The sequence below is a fragment of the Blastococcus sp. SYSU D00695 genome (genome assembly GCF_054050555.1).
In genome coordinates this window covers 1-17,383 of the sequence record NZ_JBJGZP010000021.1, presented here as the reverse complement: position 1 = coordinate 17,383, position 17,383 = coordinate 1, and the positions used below count along the sequence as shown (strand labels likewise).

14 protein-coding genes are annotated in these 17,383 nt (G+C 74.9%); 2 read left to right on the top strand and 12 right to left on the bottom strand.

Features of this window, described 5'->3' with window-relative positions; genetic code table 11:
* Positions 1 to 70: 70 nt before the first annotated feature.
* The 6 genes from mnmA to cds1 all read right to left on the bottom strand — a co-directional run bounded on the left by mnmA (position 71) and on the right by cds1 (position 6,862).
* Positions 71 to 1,138: a tRNA 2-thiouridine(34) synthase MnmA gene (gene mnmA / locus ACI781_RS14210; RefSeq protein WP_456566761.1), complete on the bottom strand. Its 1,068-nt coding sequence runs from the start codon at positions 1,136 to 1,138 to the stop codon at positions 71 to 73.
* A complete protein-coding gene (locus ACI781_RS14205) occupies positions 1,135 to 2,325 on the bottom strand; it encodes a cysteine desulfurase family protein (RefSeq protein WP_456566760.1) in 1,191 nt (396 codons plus the stop codon). The genes mnmA and ACI781_RS14205 overlap by 4 nt, the downstream gene beginning before the upstream one ends.
* The gene (locus tag ACI781_RS14200) at positions 2,322 to 3,719 is read right to left on the bottom strand and encodes an MFS transporter (protein WP_456566759.1); all 1,398 of its coding nucleotides are present in this window, start codon (positions 3,717 to 3,719) and stop codon (positions 2,322 to 2,324) included. Before ACI781_RS14200 ends, ACI781_RS14205 begins: the two co-directional genes overlap by 4 nt.
* A 140-nt stretch (positions 3,720 to 3,859) precedes the next feature.
* On the bottom strand, positions 3,860 to 4,822 hold the full coding sequence (locus ACI781_RS14195) for an electron transfer flavoprotein subunit alpha/FixB family protein (protein ID WP_456566758.1): 963 nt from the start codon (positions 4,820 to 4,822) through the stop codon (positions 3,860 to 3,862).
* Positions 4,823 to 4,856: 34 nt separating this feature from the next.
* Positions 4,857 to 5,636 carry an electron transfer flavoprotein subunit beta/FixA family protein gene (locus ACI781_RS14190; RefSeq protein ID WP_456566757.1) on the bottom strand — a complete coding sequence of 260 codons (780 nt, stop codon included), beginning with the start codon at positions 5,634 to 5,636 and terminating at the stop codon, positions 4,857 to 4,859.
* Positions 5,637 to 5,761: 125 nt separating this feature from the next.
* Positions 5,762 to 6,862 carry an L-cysteine desulfhydrase Cds1 gene (cds1, locus tag ACI781_RS14185; RefSeq protein ID WP_456566756.1) on the bottom strand — a complete coding sequence of 367 codons (1,101 nt, stop codon included), beginning with the start codon at positions 6,860 to 6,862 and terminating at the stop codon, positions 5,762 to 5,764.
* A gap of 113 nt (positions 6,863 to 6,975) precedes the next feature.
* On the opposite strand from cds1, the gene ACI781_RS14180 reads away from it, so the two are divergent.
* Positions 6,976 to 9,150 (top strand): serine/threonine-protein kinase, encoded by a 2,175-nt coding sequence (locus ACI781_RS14180; protein ID WP_456566755.1) that lies wholly within the window; start codon positions 6,976 to 6,978, stop codon positions 9,148 to 9,150.
* Positions 9,151 to 9,159: 9 nt separating this feature from the next.
* Here ACI781_RS14180 and ACI781_RS14175 read toward each other — a convergent pair whose 3' ends face one another.
* The 6 genes from ACI781_RS14175 to ACI781_RS14150 form a co-directional block, all read right to left on the bottom strand.
* Positions 9,160 to 10,320 carry an ABC transporter ATP-binding protein gene (locus ACI781_RS14175; RefSeq protein WP_456566754.1) on the bottom strand — a complete coding sequence of 387 codons (1,161 nt, stop codon included), beginning with the start codon at positions 10,318 to 10,320 and terminating at the stop codon, positions 9,160 to 9,162.
* Positions 10,317 to 11,204 (bottom strand): ABC transporter permease, encoded by an 888-nt coding sequence (locus ACI781_RS14170; protein WP_456566753.1) that lies wholly within the window; start codon positions 11,202 to 11,204, stop codon positions 10,317 to 10,319. The genes ACI781_RS14175 and ACI781_RS14170 overlap by 4 nt, the downstream gene beginning before the upstream one ends.
* Entirely contained in the window at positions 11,201 to 12,004 is an 804-nt protein-coding gene (locus tag ACI781_RS14165) for an ABC transporter permease (RefSeq protein WP_456566752.1), read from the bottom strand. Before ACI781_RS14165 ends, ACI781_RS14170 begins: the two co-directional genes overlap by 4 nt.
* Positions 12,005 to 12,105: 101 nt before the next feature.
* Positions 12,106 to 13,251: an ABC transporter substrate-binding protein gene (locus tag ACI781_RS14160; protein WP_456566751.1), complete on the bottom strand. Its 1,146-nt coding sequence runs from the start codon at positions 13,249 to 13,251 to the stop codon at positions 12,106 to 12,108.
* Positions 13,252 to 13,379: 128 nt separating this feature from the next.
* A complete protein-coding gene (locus ACI781_RS14155) occupies positions 13,380 to 14,165 on the bottom strand; it encodes an enoyl-CoA hydratase/isomerase family protein (RefSeq protein ID WP_456566750.1) in 786 nt (261 codons plus the stop codon).
* 100 nt (positions 14,166 to 14,265) lie between these two features.
* The gene (locus tag ACI781_RS14150) at positions 14,266 to 15,066 is read right to left on the bottom strand and encodes an ABC transporter ATP-binding protein (protein WP_456566749.1); all 801 of its coding nucleotides are present in this window, start codon (positions 15,064 to 15,066) and stop codon (positions 14,266 to 14,268) included.
* 50 nt (positions 15,067 to 15,116) lie between these two features.
* Here ACI781_RS14150 and glgX point away from each other — a divergent pair, with 50 nt between their 5' ends.
* Positions 15,117 to 17,270 carry a glycogen debranching protein GlgX gene (glgX, locus tag ACI781_RS14145; RefSeq protein ID WP_456566748.1) on the top strand — a complete coding sequence of 718 codons (2,154 nt, stop codon included), beginning with the start codon at positions 15,117 to 15,119 and terminating at the stop codon, positions 17,268 to 17,270.
* Positions 17,271 to 17,383: the final 113 nt, after the last annotated feature.

Genomic DNA, 17,383 nt, shown 5'->3' with positions numbered 1-17,383 from the left:
GACGGTAGTCCGCCCCTGACCGGCGTCTCGGCGGTGTCCCGGGACCCGCGGGGAGGCCGGTCGCCGCCGGTCAGCCGCCGACCGTCGCCTGCCCGAGCACGAGGTCCCCGCGGTCGGGGTCGGGCCGGTACAGGACCGCCGACTGCCCGGGCGCCACGCCCCGCTGCTCGTCGTCCAGGGCGATCACCAGGCCGCCGTCCCCGGCACCGGAGACGGTGCACCCGACCGGCGCGCCGTGGGCGCGCAGCTGCACCTGGGCGCGCAGCGGCAGCGCCGGCGCCGCGGCGGTCCAGGTCGGCGGGCCGGTGCGGACCTCGGTGACCCCGGCGAGGTCGGCGGTGCCGATCGTGACCGTGCGGCTGACCGGCTCGATGCCGAGCACGTACCGGGGCCGCTGGTCGCCGACGCTGACCCCGAGGCCACGGCGCTGCCCGACGGTGAAGCCGTACGCGCCGGTGTGCTCGCCGACGACCGCGCCGGTGGCCGCGTCCACCAGCGGGCCGGGCTGTTCCCCCAGCCGCCGGGCCAGGAAGCCCCGGGTGTCGCCGTCGGGGATGAAGCAGATGTCGTGCGAGTCGGCCTTGGTGGCGACGGCGAACCCGCGCTCGGCGGCGATCTCCCGCACGCGGTCCTTGGTCATCGCGCCGAGCGGGAACACCGCGCCGGCCAGCTGGTCGGCGGTGAGCACGGCGAGCACGTAGGACTGGTCCTTGGCGGCGTCGACCGACCGGCGCAGCTGCCCGCCGTCGAGCCGGGCGTGGTGACCGGTCACCACCGCGTCGAAGCCGAGGGCGCGGGCGCGGTCGAGCACGGCGCTGAACTTGATGCGCTCGTTGCAGCGCAGGCAGGGGTTCGGGGTGCGCCCGGCGGCGTACTCGGCGACGAAGTCCTCGACGACGTCGGCGGTGAAGCGCTCGGCGAGGTCCCACACGTAGAACGGGATGCCCAGCTCGTCGGCCACCCGGCGGGCGTCGTGGGCGTCCTCGACGCTGCAGCAGCCGCGGGCGCCGCTGCGCAGGGTCTGCCGGTCCGGCGAGAGCGCGAGGTGGACGCCGGTGACGTCGTGGCCGGCGTCGACCGCCAGGGCCGCGGCGACCGCGGAGTCCACGCCACCGCTCATCGCGGCGAGCACCCTCACGGGCGGCTCAGGCCCGCCCGGCGGGCCCGCTCCACGACCGGCGCGATGACCTCGAGGACCGCGTCGACGTCGGCGTCGGAGGACGTCGTGCCCAGCGAGAAGCGCAGCGAGCTGCGGGCCCGGTCCGGCTCCGCGCCGACGCCCAGCAGCACGTGGCTGGGCCGCGCCACCCCGGCGCTGCACGCCGAGCCGGTGGAGCACTCCACCCCGCGGGCGTCGAGCAGCATCAGCAGCGCGTCGCCCTCGGCGCCGGGGAAGGACAGGTGCGCGTTGCCGGGCAGCCGGCCGGGGCCGCCGGCCAGTTCGTCGTCCAGCGGGGCGCCGTTGAGCTGCGCGTCGGGCACCTGGCGGACGACGCCCGCGACCAGCCGGTCGCGCAGCGCGGCGAGCCGCTCGGCGCGCTCCTCGCGGCCGCCGACGGCGAGCTCGGCCGCCGTGGCGAGACCGACGATGGCGGCGACGTCGAGGGTGCCCGAGCGCACGTCGCGCTCCTGCCCGCCGCCGTGCAGCAGCGGCATGCAGGAGGCGTCGCGGCGCAGCACCAGCGCGCCCGCGCCCATCGGGCCGCCGAGCTTGTGCCCGGTCATGGTGAGCGCGTCCACGCCGCTGGCCCCGAAGTCGACCGGCACCTGCCCCACGGCCTGGACGGCGTCGGTGTGCAGCGGGACGCCGACCTCGTGCGCGACGGCGGCCAGCGCGGTCAGGTCGCTCACCGTGCCGATCTCGTTGTTGGCCCACATCACGCTGGCCAGCGCGACGTCGGCGCCGTCCCCCAGCGCCGCGCGCAGCGCCTCGGGGGTCACCCGGCCGGTGGGCTCCACCGACAGCCAGGTGATCTCCGCGCCCTCGTGCTTGGCGAGCCACTCGACGCTGTCGAGCACGGCGTGGTGCTCGATCGGGCTGGTGACGATGCGGCGGCGCTGCGGGTCGGCCTCGTGGCGGGCCCAGTACAGGCCCTTCACGGCGAGGTTGTCGCTCTCGGTGCCGCCGCCGGTGAACAGGACCTCCGAGGGCCGCGCGCCCAGGGCCGCGGCCAGCCGCTCGCGGGCCTGCTCGGCGGTGCGCCGGGCCGCGCGGCCGCTCGCGTGCAGCGACGAGGCGTTGCCCACCCTGCCCAGCTGCTCGGTCATCGCAGCCAGGACCTCGGGGTGCACCGGGGTGGTCGCCGCGTGGTCCATGTACGTCATGACGGCCTCAGGGTAGTCGCGGCGGCCGGGGCCGCCGGGCGGCCCGGGTCCCCGCCCGCGCGCGGGGCGACGAGCGCACCGGTGGCCGCGACCAGGGTCAGCAGCGCCACCGCCGTCGCCACCGCGCCCGCCAGGGGCAGCGTGCCGGCCGTGGCGGCCGCGACGAGGACCCCGACCACGCCCACGCTCAGCGCCGAGGCCGTGACGTCGGAGATCTGCAGGGCGGCGGAGTCCGAGCCCCGCCGGTGCTCGGGCGACTGCTCGAACAGCAGGACCCCGAGGCTGGGCATGCCCAGGCCCATGCCGAACCCGGCGACCGACCAGGTCACGTAGACCGCCCAGCCGGCGACGGAGGGGACGGCGACCAGCACGGTCCCGGCGACGCCGAGCGCCAGCAGCAGGAAGCCGGCCCGCAGCAGCCGGGTGCGGGACAGGCCGGGCGCGCGGCCCTGCAGGAAGGAGGCGAGCGCCCAGCCCAGGCTGCCGGCGGTGAGCGGGATGCCGGCCGCCGCCGGGGAGTACCCGTGCAGCTGGGTGAGGGCGAGCGGCAGCAGCGCGTCGACGCCGAAGAACGCCCCGGCCAGCAGCCCGCGGGAGGCGACGACGGTGGGCAGCCCGCGGCCGGCGCGGGCCGTGCCCGGCGGCAGCAGCGGGCGCAGCCCCAGCACGAGGGCCGCCGCCCCGGCCACCGCGACGGGGACGGCGACGGCGTCCATCCGCTGCCCGGCGTACTGCAGGGCGGCGATGCCGACCCCGGCCAGGGCCGCCCACCAGCGGCGCGAGCGGTCGACGGCGGCGCCGGCGGCCACCGGCAGCGCCCGCAGCACCGGCAGCATCAGCAGCAGCCCGACGAACAGCAGCGGCAGCAGGCCGAGGAAGGCCAGCCGCCAGGACACGTGCTCGGTGGCCAGGCCCGCGACGAGCGGGCCGACCAGCGCGGGGACCACCCAGGCGGTGGCGAAGGCGCCGAACAGGGCCGGCCGCAGGGGCGCGGGATAGGCCTGGCCGGCGACGACGTACAGCGAGACCGTGATGAGCCCGGACCCGAGGCCCTGCACGAGCCGGCCGGCGACCAGGGCGGCCATCGACCCGGCGAGACCGGCGAGGAGCAGGCCGCCGGCGAACAGCAGCACACCGCACAGCAGCGGGGTGCGCGGGCCGCGGCGGTCCCCCGCGTCGCCGCCGAGGACCATGCCGACCACCGAGGCCACGAGGAAGGCGGAGAACGGCCACCCGTACCAGGCGAGCCCGTCGAGCTCGGCGACGGCGGTGGGCATCGCCGTCCCCACGGCGATCGCCTCGAAGGCGACGAGGGTGACCAGCAGGAGCAGGCCCGTGGTGTGCAGGCGGTGCTGCCGCCCGAAGATGCCGCCGCCGTCCACGTCCTGGGCCAACCCCGCTCCCCCGCTCCCGCTTCCCGATCCGACCGTCCTGCCCGGACACGCCGCGGGCGCCGGCCCCCCGTGCGGGGACCGGCGCCCGGTCGGCGACGTGCACGGCGCGGCCCGGCTGTCCGCCGGGCCGCGCCCTCGCGCTACTTGCGCGCGGTGATCTGCTCGGTGGCCTGCGGCACGACGACGTTCAGGTCGCCGACCACGCCGAAGTCCGCCAGCTCGAAGATCGGGGCCTCGGGGTCCTTGTTGATGGCCACGATGTTCTTCGAGGTCTGCATGCCGGCCCGGTGCTGGATGGCGCCGGAGATGCCGACCGCGACGTAGAGCTGCGGCGACACCGTCTTGCCGGTCTGACCGACCTGGAAGCTGTGCGGGTAGAAGCCCGAGTCCACCGCGGCGCGGGAGGCACCGACGGCGGCACCGAGGGAGTCGGCCAGGGCCTCGATGATCGAGAAGTTCTCCGCCGAGGCGACGCCGCGGCCACCGGAGACCACGATCGCGGCCTCGGTGAGCTCGGGACGGGAGGACTTCTGCTCGACCACGCGGTCGAGCACCCGGGTCTGCTTGGCGGCGTCGGACACCGCGACGGTGACCTGCTGCTCCGTGCCCGCGGCCGGGGCCGGCTCGGGGGCGACGGAGTTGCCGCGCAGGGTGTAGATCGGGGTGCCGACCTTGACCCGCGAGTGGACGATGACCTGGCCGGCGAAGGCCAGCTGGGTCGCCGTGCCGTCGGCGGTGATCTCCGTGACGTCGGTCAGGAAGCCGCTGCCCGTCTTGAGGGCCACGCGGGCGGCGATCTCCCGGCCCTCCGGGGAGGACGGGATGACCACGGCGGCGGGCGACTTCTCGCTCACCAGCTGGGCCAGCACCTCGGCCTTGGGGGCGACGAGGTACTCGTCGACCTCGGGGCTCTCGGCGACGTAGACCGTGGCCGCGCCGTACTCGGCGAGCCGGTCGCGGACGGCGGCGGCGACGCCGGGGGCGCCGATGACGACGGCCGACACCTCGCCCAGCGGGCGGGCGGCGGTCAGCGCCTCCAGGGTCGTCTTCCGCACACCGTCACCGGTGGGGTTGAGCTCGGCAAGGACCAGGACCTCTGCCATGTCTGCTCTGTCTCCTCTTCCGCGTCGATCCGGGTCAGACGATCTTCTGGCTGGCGAGGTAGTCGACGAACTTCTGGGCGCCGTCGCCTTCGTCGTTGACCTTCACGCCCACGCCCTTGGGCGGGCGGCCGGCGAAGTCGACGACCTCGCTGGTGGCGCTGGCCAGACCGACCGTCGAGGGGTCGATGCCGAGGTCGGCCAGCGACTTGGTCTCGACCGGCTTCTTCTTCGCGGCCATGATCCCCTTGAACGAGGGGTAGCGCGGCTCGTTGATGGTGTCCCAGGTGGACACGATCGCCGGCAGCTGGGCCTCCAGGGCCCAGTAGCCGCCGTCGGTCTGCCGGTTCACCTTGACCGTCGAGCCCTCGACCGTGAGCTTCTGGGCGCCCGACACCTGCGGGATGCCGAGGCGCTCGGCGAGCAGGGCCGGCATGACCGCCACCTGGCCGTCGGTCGAGGTGGCGCCGGTGAGGACGAGGTCGTACTCCATCTGCTGCAGCGCCGCGGCGAGGATCGCCGAGGTCTGGATGGCGCAGGAGCCGTGGATGGCGTCGTCGACGACGTGCACCGCCTTGTCGGCGCCCATGGACAGCGCCTTGCGGATGGCGTCGGTGGCGCTGGCCGGGCCGACGGTGAGCACCGTGACCTCGCCGCCCTGCGCCTCCTTGACCGTCAGCGCCTCCTCGATGGCGTACTCGTCGATCTCGTTGACGACGTTGTCCGCACCGGCACGCGCGACGGTGTTGTCCGACGGGTCCAGCGAGCGCTGGGTGCCGGAGTCGGGGACCTGCTTGACCAGAACGACGATGTTCATCGCCAGACCTACCTCCGAGAACGTCAGGGGACGCGAGCCCGACGGCCCGCCTGGCTCCGACTCTGGAGGTTACTTCGACGTCCGGGAGGCGGGGACGGCGGTGCCGGTGAACCCGGTCACCTGACCTACTCCCACTCCCCCGTCTCGGCGAAACGGCGCAGCCTCGCGGCGTGCGGACGCAGGTCCAGCCCCTGCGCGGCCACCCAGTCGTCCGAGTAGTAGGTGTGCGCGTAGCGCTCCCCGCCGTCGCACAGCAGCGTCACGACGCTGCCGCGCACGCCCTGCCGGAGCATCTCGGCGACGAGCGTGAACGCGCCCCAGAGGTTGGTGCCGGTGGAGCCGCCGGCCCGGCGGCCGGTCGCCTCGGCCAGGTGCCGCATCGCCGCCAGCGAGGCCGCGTCGGGGACGCCGATCATCCGGTCGACGATCGTGGGGACGAACGACGGCTCGACGCGCGGCCGCCCGATGCCCTCGATGCGTGACGGCGCACCGGTCGTCGTCCCGGGGTCGCCGGCGACCCAGCCGGGCAGGAACGCCGAGTTCTCCGGGTCCACGACGGCCAGCCGGGTCCGGTGGCGCCGGTAGCGCAGGTACCGGCCGATGGTCGCGCTGGTGCCGCCGGTGCCGGCGCCGACGACCACCCACTCGGGCACGGGGTGTCGCTCCAGCGCCAGTTGCTCGAACACCGACTCGGCGATGTTGTTGTTGCCCCGCCAGTCGGTGGCCCGCTCGGCGAAGGTGAACTGGTCCAGGTAGTGCCCGCCGCACTCGGCTGCCAGCCGGCGGGCCTCGTCGTACATGTCCCGGGCGTGCTCCACGAAGTGGCAGCGGCCGCCGTGGAACTCGATGAGCGCCACCTTCTCCGCGCTGGTGGAGGCGGGCATGACGGCGGTGAACGGCAGGCCCAGCATGCGGGCGAACCACGCCTCGCTGACCGCGGTCGAGCCGCTGGAGGCCTCCACCACCGGCGTCCCCTCGGTGATCTGCCCCGAGCACAGGCCGTACAGGAACAGCGACCGCGCCAGCCGGTGCTTGAGGCTGCCGGTCGGGTGCGTCGACTCGTCCTTGAGGTACAGGTCGATGCCCCACTCCGCCGGCAGCGGGTAGGTCAACAGGTGGGTGTCGGCGCTGCGGTGGGCGTCGGCCTCGACCGCGGCGACGGCCCGGTCCACCCACGCCCGGCCGGCGGGGTCGGAACGGTCGAGGTCGGGGAGGACGGCGCTCACCACCCCATCGTCGCCCACGCGCCACCGCGGGTCGGAGCGCCTTCCCCCCGACGGTGAGCGGTCCTACAGTGCGCCCCACGCGGGCCGCCGCCGGCCCGGACGGGGGAGTGCCGATGACCTCGCGTCAGTTCGGACCGTACGAGCTCGAGGAACTCCTGGGCGTGGGCGGCATGGGCGAGGTCTGGCGCGCCCGCGACACCCGCCGCGACCGGTGGGTCGCCCTGAAGGTCCTCCCGGAGATGCTCGAGGGCGACCGGGACTTCGTCGGCCGGTTCCGCCGCGAGTCCCACGTCGCCGCCCGCCTCCGCGAGCCGCACGTCATCCCGATCCACGACTACGGCGAGATCGACGGCCACCTGTTCATCGACATGCGCCTGGTCGACGGTCGCGACCTGGGTCAGATCCTCAAGGAGGAGGGCGCGCTGCCCGCGCCCAGGGCCGTGTCCCTGCTGGCGCAGGTCGCCGACGCCCTGCAGGCCGCCCACGACGACGGCCTGGTGCACCGTGACATCAAGCCGAGCAACGTCCTGGTCACCGTGAGCGACTTCGTCTACGTCGTGGACTTCGGCATCGCCCGCTCGGTCGGCAGCACCAGCACGTCCCTGACCGTGACCGGTGCGACCGTCGGGACGCTGGACTACATGGCGCCGGAACGCTTCACCAACCAGCCGCTGGACGGCCGGGTGGACGTGTACTCCCTCGCCTGCGTGCTCGCCGAGTCCCTCACCGCCCAGCGCCCCTTCCGCGGCGAGGACCTCCCGGCACTGCTCTACGCGCACCTCTACACCGACCCGCCGCGGCCCAGCGAACTGGGCCGCGGGTTGCCGGCCGCCCTCGACGAGGTCGTGGCGCGCGGCATGGCCAAGCGCCCCGACGACCGCTACGCCACTCCCGGTCAGCTCATCGCCGCGGCCCGCGCCGCGCTGGACGACGCACCCCCGGCACCGCGGGCGCCGGTGACGGCGCCCGGCCCGACGCCTCCGCCGACACCGGCGGGAATGCCCTTCCGGCTGGGTCTGACCTCCCACGACGGCGGGCACCGTTCCGTCGATCCCCTGCCCGTGCCGCCGACGGCCGCCGCGTCCCTGCCGCCGACGCCGGCGGCCGCTCTGTCCCGGTCGCCCGCGGCCGGACCTCTCCCCCGTCCTGCGGCCGCCCTACCACCCACCCCCGCGGCGGTCCTGCACCCGTCGAGGACGCCGCGCCGGCGCGGTCGGCGGCGCGTCGTCGGCGCGGCCCTCGGTGTCCTCCTGCTGGTCGCCGCGCTGCTCACGGTGTGGCTGTGGCCGCGCGACGACGAGTCCCCCACCGCGCAGGCAGGCGAACCGACCCCGACCCCGTCGGCGCCACCGCCACCCGCCCCGCTGGCCAGCATCGCCGTGCCCACCGCCGTGGGTGCACCCGTCTCGGTCCCACCCCGGCCCGGGTACCTCGCGGTGGCCCCCAACGGGCGGTACGCCTACATCGCCCACGGCACCGAGGGCGTGGTCTCGGTGCTCGACCTGACGTCTCTGCAGGTGAGCTCGGTGATCCCGATCGCGGCCGGTCCCCCGCGGTACGTCACCTTCTCGCCGAGCGGCGACCGCGCCTACATCACCGTCTATAACGACGACTACACGACCAACCAGGTGGTGTTCGTCGACACGGCCAGCAACGAGGTCGTCGGCCAGGCCGCGGTCGGAGAGCGTCCGTTCGCACCGGCGACCTCGCCCGACGGGAGCCTGCTCTACATCCCGCTGCACAACGAGGGGCGGGTCGAGGTCCTGGACACCGCGACCGCCACGGAGGTCGACTCGTACGAGGTGCCGGCGAACCCGCACTGGATCGCCGTCAGCGAGGACGGCACCCGCGCGTACACGGCCGATCACGAGTCCGACGTCCTGGCCGTCCTGGACCTCACCGACGGCGGCCGAGTGCTGACCAGCCTCCCGGCCGGCGACTCCCCGCACAGCGTCGCGCTGTCGCCGGACGGCACCCGCGTCGCGGTCGTCTCCTACGACAGCAGTGACGTCCGGGTCGTGGACACGGCCACCGCCCAGGTGGTGGCCACCGGGCCGGTCGGCCTGCGACCGCAGGACGTCACGTGGGCGCCGGACGGCCGCCGGTTCTACACGGCGAACGTCGACGGCAACACGGTGTCCGTGGTCACCGCCGACACCCTGGCCGTGACGGCGACCCTGCAGGCCGGGGAGGACCCGACCAGCGTCGGCGTCTCCCCCGACGGCAGCCGGGCCTACGTCACCGACCTGGCGACGGCCACCGTCCGCGTGTTCGCCCTCACCGCCTGAGGACGGCGCTCACGGCCCCACCGGCTGGGTGCCGGGTTCGGCGGCGGCGACCAGCGCCGGGCGCTCCGCGGGCACGACGGTCACCGGCGTCCCGGGCGTCAGCTGCTGGCTGTCGGCGCTGGCGACGTCGACCTGGACCTCGAGCCCGTCGGGCAGCGCGACGGCCAGGCGGGTCGTCGCGCCGGAGAAGGTGCGGGTGACCACGCGGCCCACCCCGCGGGGGTCCGCCTCCACCAACAGGCCCTCCGGCCGGACGAGGGCGACGGCCGGCCCGGGCTCGGGGGCGGCGCCGAGGATCTCGCGGCGGACCCCGAGGAACTCGACGTCGCCGTCGCCGAGCACCGCCGGGATGCGGTTCATCGTGCCGACGAACTGGGCGACGAACGCGGTCGCCGGCCGCTCGTAGAGCTCGTCGGGCGAGGCGACCTGCTCCAGCCGGCCGGCCCGCATGACGCCGACCCGGTCGGCCACCGACAGGGCCTCCGCCTGGTCGTGGGTGACGAACACGGTCGTGATGCCCAGCTCCAGCTGGAGCCGGCGGATCTCCTCCCGCAGCTGCACGCGCACCTGGGCGTCCAGCGCCGACAGCGGCTCGTCCAGCAGGAGCACCCGCGGCTCGACGGCGAGCGCGCGGGCCAGCGCGACGCGCTGCTGCTGGCCGCCGGACAGCTGGTGGGCGTAGCGGCCGGCGCGGTCGGCGAGACCGACCAGCTCCAGCAGCTCCTCCGCGCGCCGCCGCCGCTCGGCCTTGCTGCCGCGCCCGCGCACCCGCAGCCCGAAGGCGACGTTGTCGGCGGCGGTCATGGTCGGGAAGAGGCTGTAGGCCTGGAAGACCATGCCCATGTCCCGCTTGCTGGCCGGGACGGCGGTGACGTCCTCGCCGCCGAGCAGCACCCGGCCGGTGTCGGGCCGCTCGAAGCCGGCGATCGCGCGCAGCGCCGTCGTCTTGCCGCAGCCGGAGGGGCCCAGCAGGGCGAGGAACTCGCCGCCGGCGATGTCGAGGTCGAGCCCGTCGAGGGCCAGCACGGAGCCGTAGCGGCGGGTCAGGCCCTCCAGGCGGACGGCGACGCCGGGCCGCTGCCGCAGCTCCGCGGCCGCACCGGGCGCGGGCGGGGCCTCGGCATCGGGGGCCGGCGGGGTGGACGGCGGGGTGGACGGGACGGCGGTCATGCGGGGTCCTCCCCCCGGCGCCGGCGGTCCAGCGCGGAGATCAGCAGCAGCAGCGCCCAGGTGAGCAGCAGCGAGAGCACCGAGACGGCGACCGACAGCTGCGGCTCCGCCCCGGAGGCCTTGACGATCCACGTCGGGAAGGTCTCGAAGCCCAGGATGTTGGCGACGGTGAACTCGCCGAGCACGAGGGCCACGGCGAGGAAGGCGGCGTTGAGCAGCGAGGTGCGCAGCGCGGGCAGCACCACCCACAGCATCACCCGCGGCCAGGACGCGCCGAGGTTGCGGGCGGCCTCGGTCAGCGTGCGCAGCCCCGCCCCGCGGACACCGGCGTCGAGCGCCCGGTAGACGAACGGCAGGGCCAGCACCACGTAGACGAGGACGAGGATCCAGGGCAGCTCGGGCTCCTGGAGCGCGAACACGAACTCGGCCAGCGGGGTGCCCAGGAAGTAGTCGGGAGCCCAGGCCAGCACGCTGCGGACGCCGACGACGAGCGCGATCGGCGGCAGCACCAGCGGCAGCAGCGTGATGACCTCGACCGTCGTCCGCAGCCGGGGCAGCCGCAGGTCCACCAGGACGACCAGCGGCACGACCAGCACGAGCACGACGAGCACCGTCAGCGCCGCGAGCACCAGCGAGCGGCCGAAGGTCTCGGCGAAGCCCTCCGCGCCGGGGATCCGCGTGTACGGCTCGAGCGTGACCCCGCCCTCGCGGCGGTCCCGGATCGTGTACCAGATCGAGGCGCCCAGGGGGACGACGAAGTAGAGGCCCAGCAGCGCGAGGACCAGCCGGCGCACCCAGCCGCTCCCCCGCCGGCGGTCCCGGCGGACCGGCGTCTCGGGGGCCACCCCGCCGGACCCGGTGATCCCGGTCGTCATCGCCGTCATCCCAGCCACCGCTGCGCACGGCGCTGGACCCACGCGTAGAAGACCATCACCAGGCCGATGAGCACGACCATGCCCAGCGCCAGGGCCTTGCCGAGGTTCTCCGCGCCGACGACGACGTTGCTGGACAGCGAGTCGGCGATCTGCAGGGTGACCAGCGGGACGCTGCTGCCGACCAGCGCCTTGGCGGTCGCGTACGCGGAGAACGCCGACGCGAACAGCAGCATCGTGGCGCCCAGCACCGGCGGGGCCAGCACCGGTCCGCCGACGTGCCGCCAGTACTGCCAGCCGCTGGCGCCGAGGTTGTCGGCCGCCTCCCGCCACTGCGGGCGCAGGGCCTCGACCGCCGGGACGATGGTCAGCACCATCAGCGGGATGAGGAAGTAGAGGTAGACGACCCCGAGCCCGGCCATGGAGGTCAGGCTGAAGTCGTCGAAGCCGAGGACGTCGGTGATCAGCGGCGTCACCACGCCCGCGTTGCCGATCGTGGCCAGGAAGGCGAAGGCGAGCGGGACGCCGCCGAAGTTGGCCAGCACCCCGGAGGCGGTCAGCACGAGGCGGCGCAGGAACCGGGCGCGGCGGGAGCGCAGGATCGCCATGGCGAGCGCGAGGCCGAGGACGGCGCCCAGCACGGCGGTGACCGCCGACAGCTGCAGGCTGCCGAGGTAGGAGCGGCCGTAGGCGCCCTCGGTGATCCGGCCGAGGTTGTCGGTCGACCAGCTCTCGTCGAAGGTCACCGGGTCGGTGACCCGGAAGGCCTCGACGGCGAGCACGCCGAAGGGCAGCAGCAGGAACACCGCCACGTAGAGGAAGAACGGCAGCGTGCCGAGCGCGCTGAGGACGCCGGCGCGCCGGCCCCCACGGGTGCGGGGGGCCGGCGCGGCGGGGGTGTCGAGGGTGGTGCTCAGCCCGAGATCTCCTCGTTCCAGCGGGTGGTCACGACCTCCTTGGCCGCGCTCTCCTGCTCCTGGCTGGGGAACTCGGCGTCCCCCTGCACCGGCGGGAGCGCGGCGAGCCCGTCGGGGTCGATCGTCCCGGCCTCCTCCATCGCCGCCATCCGGGCCGGGCGGGCGCCGCCGGCCAGGTACAGGTTCTGGCCCTCGTCGCTGAAGAGGAACTCCTGCCAGAGGCGGGCCGCCGCCGGGTGCGGGGCGTAGGCGCTCACGGCCTGGCTGTAGTACCCGCCGAACAGGCCGTCGGAGGGGACCGCCACCTGCCACTCGGTGCCGATCTCGGCCAGGTGCTCGGTGTAGGAGGCGTTGAGGTAGTCCCAGTCCAGGACGATGGGCGTCTCGCCGCTCTCGATGGTGGCCGGGGTGCTCTCGACCGGGTTGAAGTTCCCGGCGTCCTTGAGCTCACCGAAGAAGTCGATGCCCGGGCCGATGTCGTCCAGGTCGCCGCCGGAGGCCAGGGCCGCCGCCCAGACCCCGCCGAAGGCCGCGGCGGCCTGGGTCGGGTTGCCGTTGAGCGCGACCTGCCCGGCGTACCGGGGGTCGAGCAGGTCCTGCATCGTCTGCGGGCACTCGGTCACGATCGAGGCGTTGCAGCCGATCGAGATGTAGCCGCCGTAGTCGTTGTACCAGTGCCCCTCCGGGTCCTTCTGGCCCTCGGGGATGTCGACCCAGGTCTGCACCTGGTAGGGGGCCAGCAGGTCCTGGGCCTGCGCCTGCCGGGCGAAGGCGGTGCCGAGGTCGAGGACGTCGGGGGCCCGGTCCTGGCCGCGCTGGCTGTCGACGGCGTTGATCTCGTCCTGGCTGGACCCGTCGGGCGACGCGCTGTTGACGGTGATGCCGTACTTCTCCTCGAACGTCGAGATGATCTCGCCGTAGTTGGCCCAGTCCGGCGGCAGGGCGATGACGTTGAGCTCGCCCTCCTCCTGCGCCGCCGCGACGAGGTCGTCCATCGAGCCGAAGTCCGACAGCGAGGTCGCCTCGGCCGCGTCGCTGCCACCGCTCCCCCCGTTGCCTCCCCCGTCGTCCCCACCGCCGCAGGCGGCGAGGGTGAGGCCGGCCGTGAGCAGGGCCACGGTCGTCGAGGTGCTGCGTCGCACTGGTTCTCCTCCAGGTCTGGGGCGCCGGACGGCCCGCGGGATGCGCGGCCGTGGGCCTCCGGGATGGTGGCAGACGCCGGGTCGTCCCGAGACCCGGAACGGCGACGACCCGGCGAACAGCCGGAGAACTACCGGCCGGTGAAGGTGGCCTTGCCGGGCCCCTTCTCGAGGAACGAGCGCATGCCGGCACGCTGGTCCTCGGTGCCGAACAGCGCGGCGAAGACCCGGGTCTCCAGGGCCAGCCCCTGCGGCAGCGCCATGTCCAGGCCCTCCTCGATCGCCTGCTTGGCGGCCGCGAGCGCCAGCGTCGGGCCGGCCGCGAACCGGCGGGCCATCGCCAGCGCGGTCGCGTACACCTCGTCGTCGGGCACGACCGCGTCGGCCAGGCCGATCTCGAGGGCCTCCTCGGCGCCGACGTGCCGGCCGGTGAACACCAGGTCCTTGGCCCGGGCCGGCCCGACCAGCCGCGCCAGCCGCTGGGTGCCGCCGGCGCCCGGGATGATCCCGAGGGTGATCTCGGGCAGCCCGACCTTGGCGCTCGCCCCCATCACCCGGAAGTCGGCGCACAGGGCGAGCTCGTAGCCACCGCCCAGGGCGTAGCCGGTGACCGCGGCGATCACCGGCTTCGGGATGCGCTGGACCGCGGTGAAGGACTCGGTCAGCTCCCGGCCCCAGGCGGTCATCCCGCGGGCGTCGAGGTCGGCCATCGCCGCGATGTCCGCGCCGGCGGCGAAGACCCGCTCGCCGCCGTAGACGACGACGGCGCGCACGTCCTCACGGGCGGCGGCCTCCATCGCCGCGATCCGCACCTCGCGGTGCACCTGCTCGTTGATCGCGTTCATCTTCGGCCGGTCGAGGCGGATCGTGCCCACCCCGTCCTCGACCTGCAGCGTCACGAACTCCGGCTCGCTCATGCGGGACCTCTCGCGGGGGTGGACGACGTCGTCCCCCGAACCCTAACGGCGCCCGTTCCCGGCCTCGGCGCCGCGGCGGCGGGCCCGGCCGGGAGCGGGTTCAGGCGCGGCGGGCGGCGAAGCGGCCGTCGGCGCGGTCCAGCCGCAACGGCACGCCGAAGGTCTCCGACAGCCCGGCCGCGGTCACCACCTGCTCCAGCGGCCCGGCGTCGACGACCTCGCCGCCGCGCAGCAGCAGCCCGTGGGTGTAGTTCGGCGGGATCTCCTCGACGTGGTGGGTGACCAGCACCTGCGCCGGCGCGTAGAGGTAGCCGGCGAGGTCCGACAGGCGGGCGACCAGGTCCTCCCGGCCGGCGAGGTCGAGCCCGGCCCCCGGCTCGTCGAGCAGCAGCAGCTCCGGGTCGGGCATCAGCGCGCGGGCGATCTGCACCCGCTTGCGCTCGCCCTCGCTGAGGGTGCCGAACGGGCGTGTCGCCAGGCCCTCCACGCCCCACTGGCGCATGAGCACCGCGGCGCGGGTCAGGTCGGCGATGTCGTAGCGCTCCCGCCAGCGGCCGACCACGGCGTAGCCGGCGGAGACGACGACGTCCCCGGTCCGCTCGGCGTGCCCGATCCGCTGCGCGAGCGCGGCGCTGGTCAGCCCGATCCGCGGCCGCAGCTCGAAGACGTCGACGGCGCCGAGGGTCTCCCCCAGCAGCCGCACCTCCCCGCGGGTGGGGTGCATGTGCGCGGACACCAACTGCAGCAGGGTCGTCTTGCCGGCGCCGTTGGGGCCCAGCAGCACCCAGCGCTCGTCGGACCGGACGGTCCAGTCGACGCCGCGCAGCAGGTGCGCCTGCCCCCGCACCACGTCGACCCCGCGGATCTCGACGACCGGCTCGGACGGGGCGGGACTCGACACGACCCCATCCAACCAACCCCTCCGGTGGCCGGGGTTGGCAGGATCGACCTGTGGCGGACGACGGCAGGCGCACCGCAGGCGACGACCTCGAGGTGTGGCCGGGGTCCCCCGCCCCCCTCGGGGCGCACTGGGACGGCACCGGGACCAACTTCGCGCTCTGGTCGGCCGGGGCGCAGGCGGTGGACCTGTGCCTGTTCGACCCCGACGGCACCGAGCACCGCCACCGCCTGGCGGAGACCACCCACCAGGTCTGGCACGGCCGGGTGGCCGGCGTCGGCCCGGGCCAGCGCTACGGCTTCCGGGTGCACGGCGCCTACGACCCGGGTTCCGGTCTGCGGCACGACCCGGCGAAGCTGCTGCTGGACCCCTACGCCCGCGCCGTGGACGGCGAGCTGACCCTGGACCCGGCGCTGTTCGGCTACCCCGGGGACGCCGTCGACTCCCCCGTCCCCGACACCACCGACTCGGCGCCCTTCGTGCCGCGCGGCGTCGTCGTCCACGACCCGTTCCCGTGGGACGGCGACCGGCGGCCGGGCACCCGCTGGTCGGACACCGTCATCTACGAGGTGCACGTGCGGGGGGCGACGATGCGCCACCCCGACGTCCCCCCGGCGCTGCGCGGCACCTACGCGGGGCTGGCCCACCCGGCGTTCGTCGAGCACCTGCAGTCCCTCGGCGTCACCGCCGTCGAGCTGCTGCCGGTGCACCACTTCGTCAGCGAGCCGCACCTGCTGCGGCGCGGACTGACCAACTACTGGGGCTACAACACGCTGGGCTACTTCGCCCCGCACGCCGCCTACAGCTCCACCGGGTCCGGCGGCGGGCAGGTCACCGAGTTCAAGGCGATGGTCAAGGCTCTGCACGCCGCCGGCATCGAGGTGGTCCTCGACGTCGTCTACAACCACACCGCCGAGGGCGACCACGCCGGGCCCACGCTGTCGTTCAAGGGCATCGACAACCGCGGCTACTACCGGCTCGACGGGGCCAACCCCGCCCGGTACACCGACTACACCGGCTGCGGGAACACCTTGGACGTGCGGCGGCCGCAGGTGCTGGCGCTGCTCATGGACTCGCTGCGCTACTGGGTGACCGAGATGCACGTCGACGGGTTCCGCTTCGACCTCGCCGCGGCGCTGGCCCGCTCGATGCACGACGTCGACCGGCTGTCGGCGTTCTTCGACGTCGTCCACCAGGACCCGGTGGTCAGCTCGGTCAAGCTGATCGCCGAGCCGTGGGACGTCGGCGAGGGCGGCTACCAGGTGGGGAACTTCCCGCCGCTGTGGACCGAGTGGAACGGGCTCTACCGCGACACCGTGCGCGACGTCTGGTCCGGCGCGCAGGTCGGCGTCCGGGACCTGGCCTACCGGCTGACCGGCTCCTCGGACCTGTACCGCTCCGACGGGCGCCGGCCGTTCGCCAGCGTCAACTTCGTCACCGCCCACGACGGCTACACCCTGCGCGACCTGGTCACCTACGAGCACAAGCGCAACGAGGCCAACGGCGAGGACAACCGGGACGGCGAGGGCCACAACCGGAACTGGAACTGCGGCGTCGAGGGACCCACCGACGACCCGGCGGTCACCGGGCTGCGCGGGCGCCAGGTGCGCAACCTGCTGGCGACGCTGCTGCTGTCCACGGGCGTGCCGATGATCACCGCCGGCGACGAGCTGGGCCGCACCCAGCGGGGCAACAACAACGCCTACTGCCAGGACAACGAGCTCTCCTGGCTGGACTGGTCCGACGTCGACGGCGACCTGCGGGAGTTCGTCTCGCGGCTGGTCGCGGTGCGGCGCGCGTCGCCGGTGCTGCGCCAGGAGGCGTTCTTCGACGGGCACGAGATCCCCGGCACCGGCGGCACCCGCGACCTGGCCTGGTTCGCCCCCGACGGCGGCCAGCTGACCACCGCCGACTGGTTCGACACCGGCCTGCAGACCATCGGCATGTACCTCGACGGGCGCGGCATCCGCCACCGCGACGACCACGGCCGGCCGGTGCAGGACGAGTCCTACCTCGTGTGGCTCAACGCCGGTCCCGAGCCGCGGACGGTGCACCTGCCGGGGGCACCGTGGAGCGACGGCTACGAGTTCGTCGTCTCCACCGAGTACCCGACGGGCGCGACGCCGGCCCCGGCCGTCGTGGCCCCGGGCCCGATCGAGCTCCCGTCGCGGACCGTCTGGCTGCTGCGGGTGCTCCGCAAGCCGTAGCCGCCGGCCCGCCCGCCGGTGATGTGGGCGGGCGGGGGGGGGCGGGGGGGGGGGCCGCGCCGCGGGGGCCCGGCCCCGCGGTGGGGGGGCGCGGGGGGCGGGCGCGGGGGGGG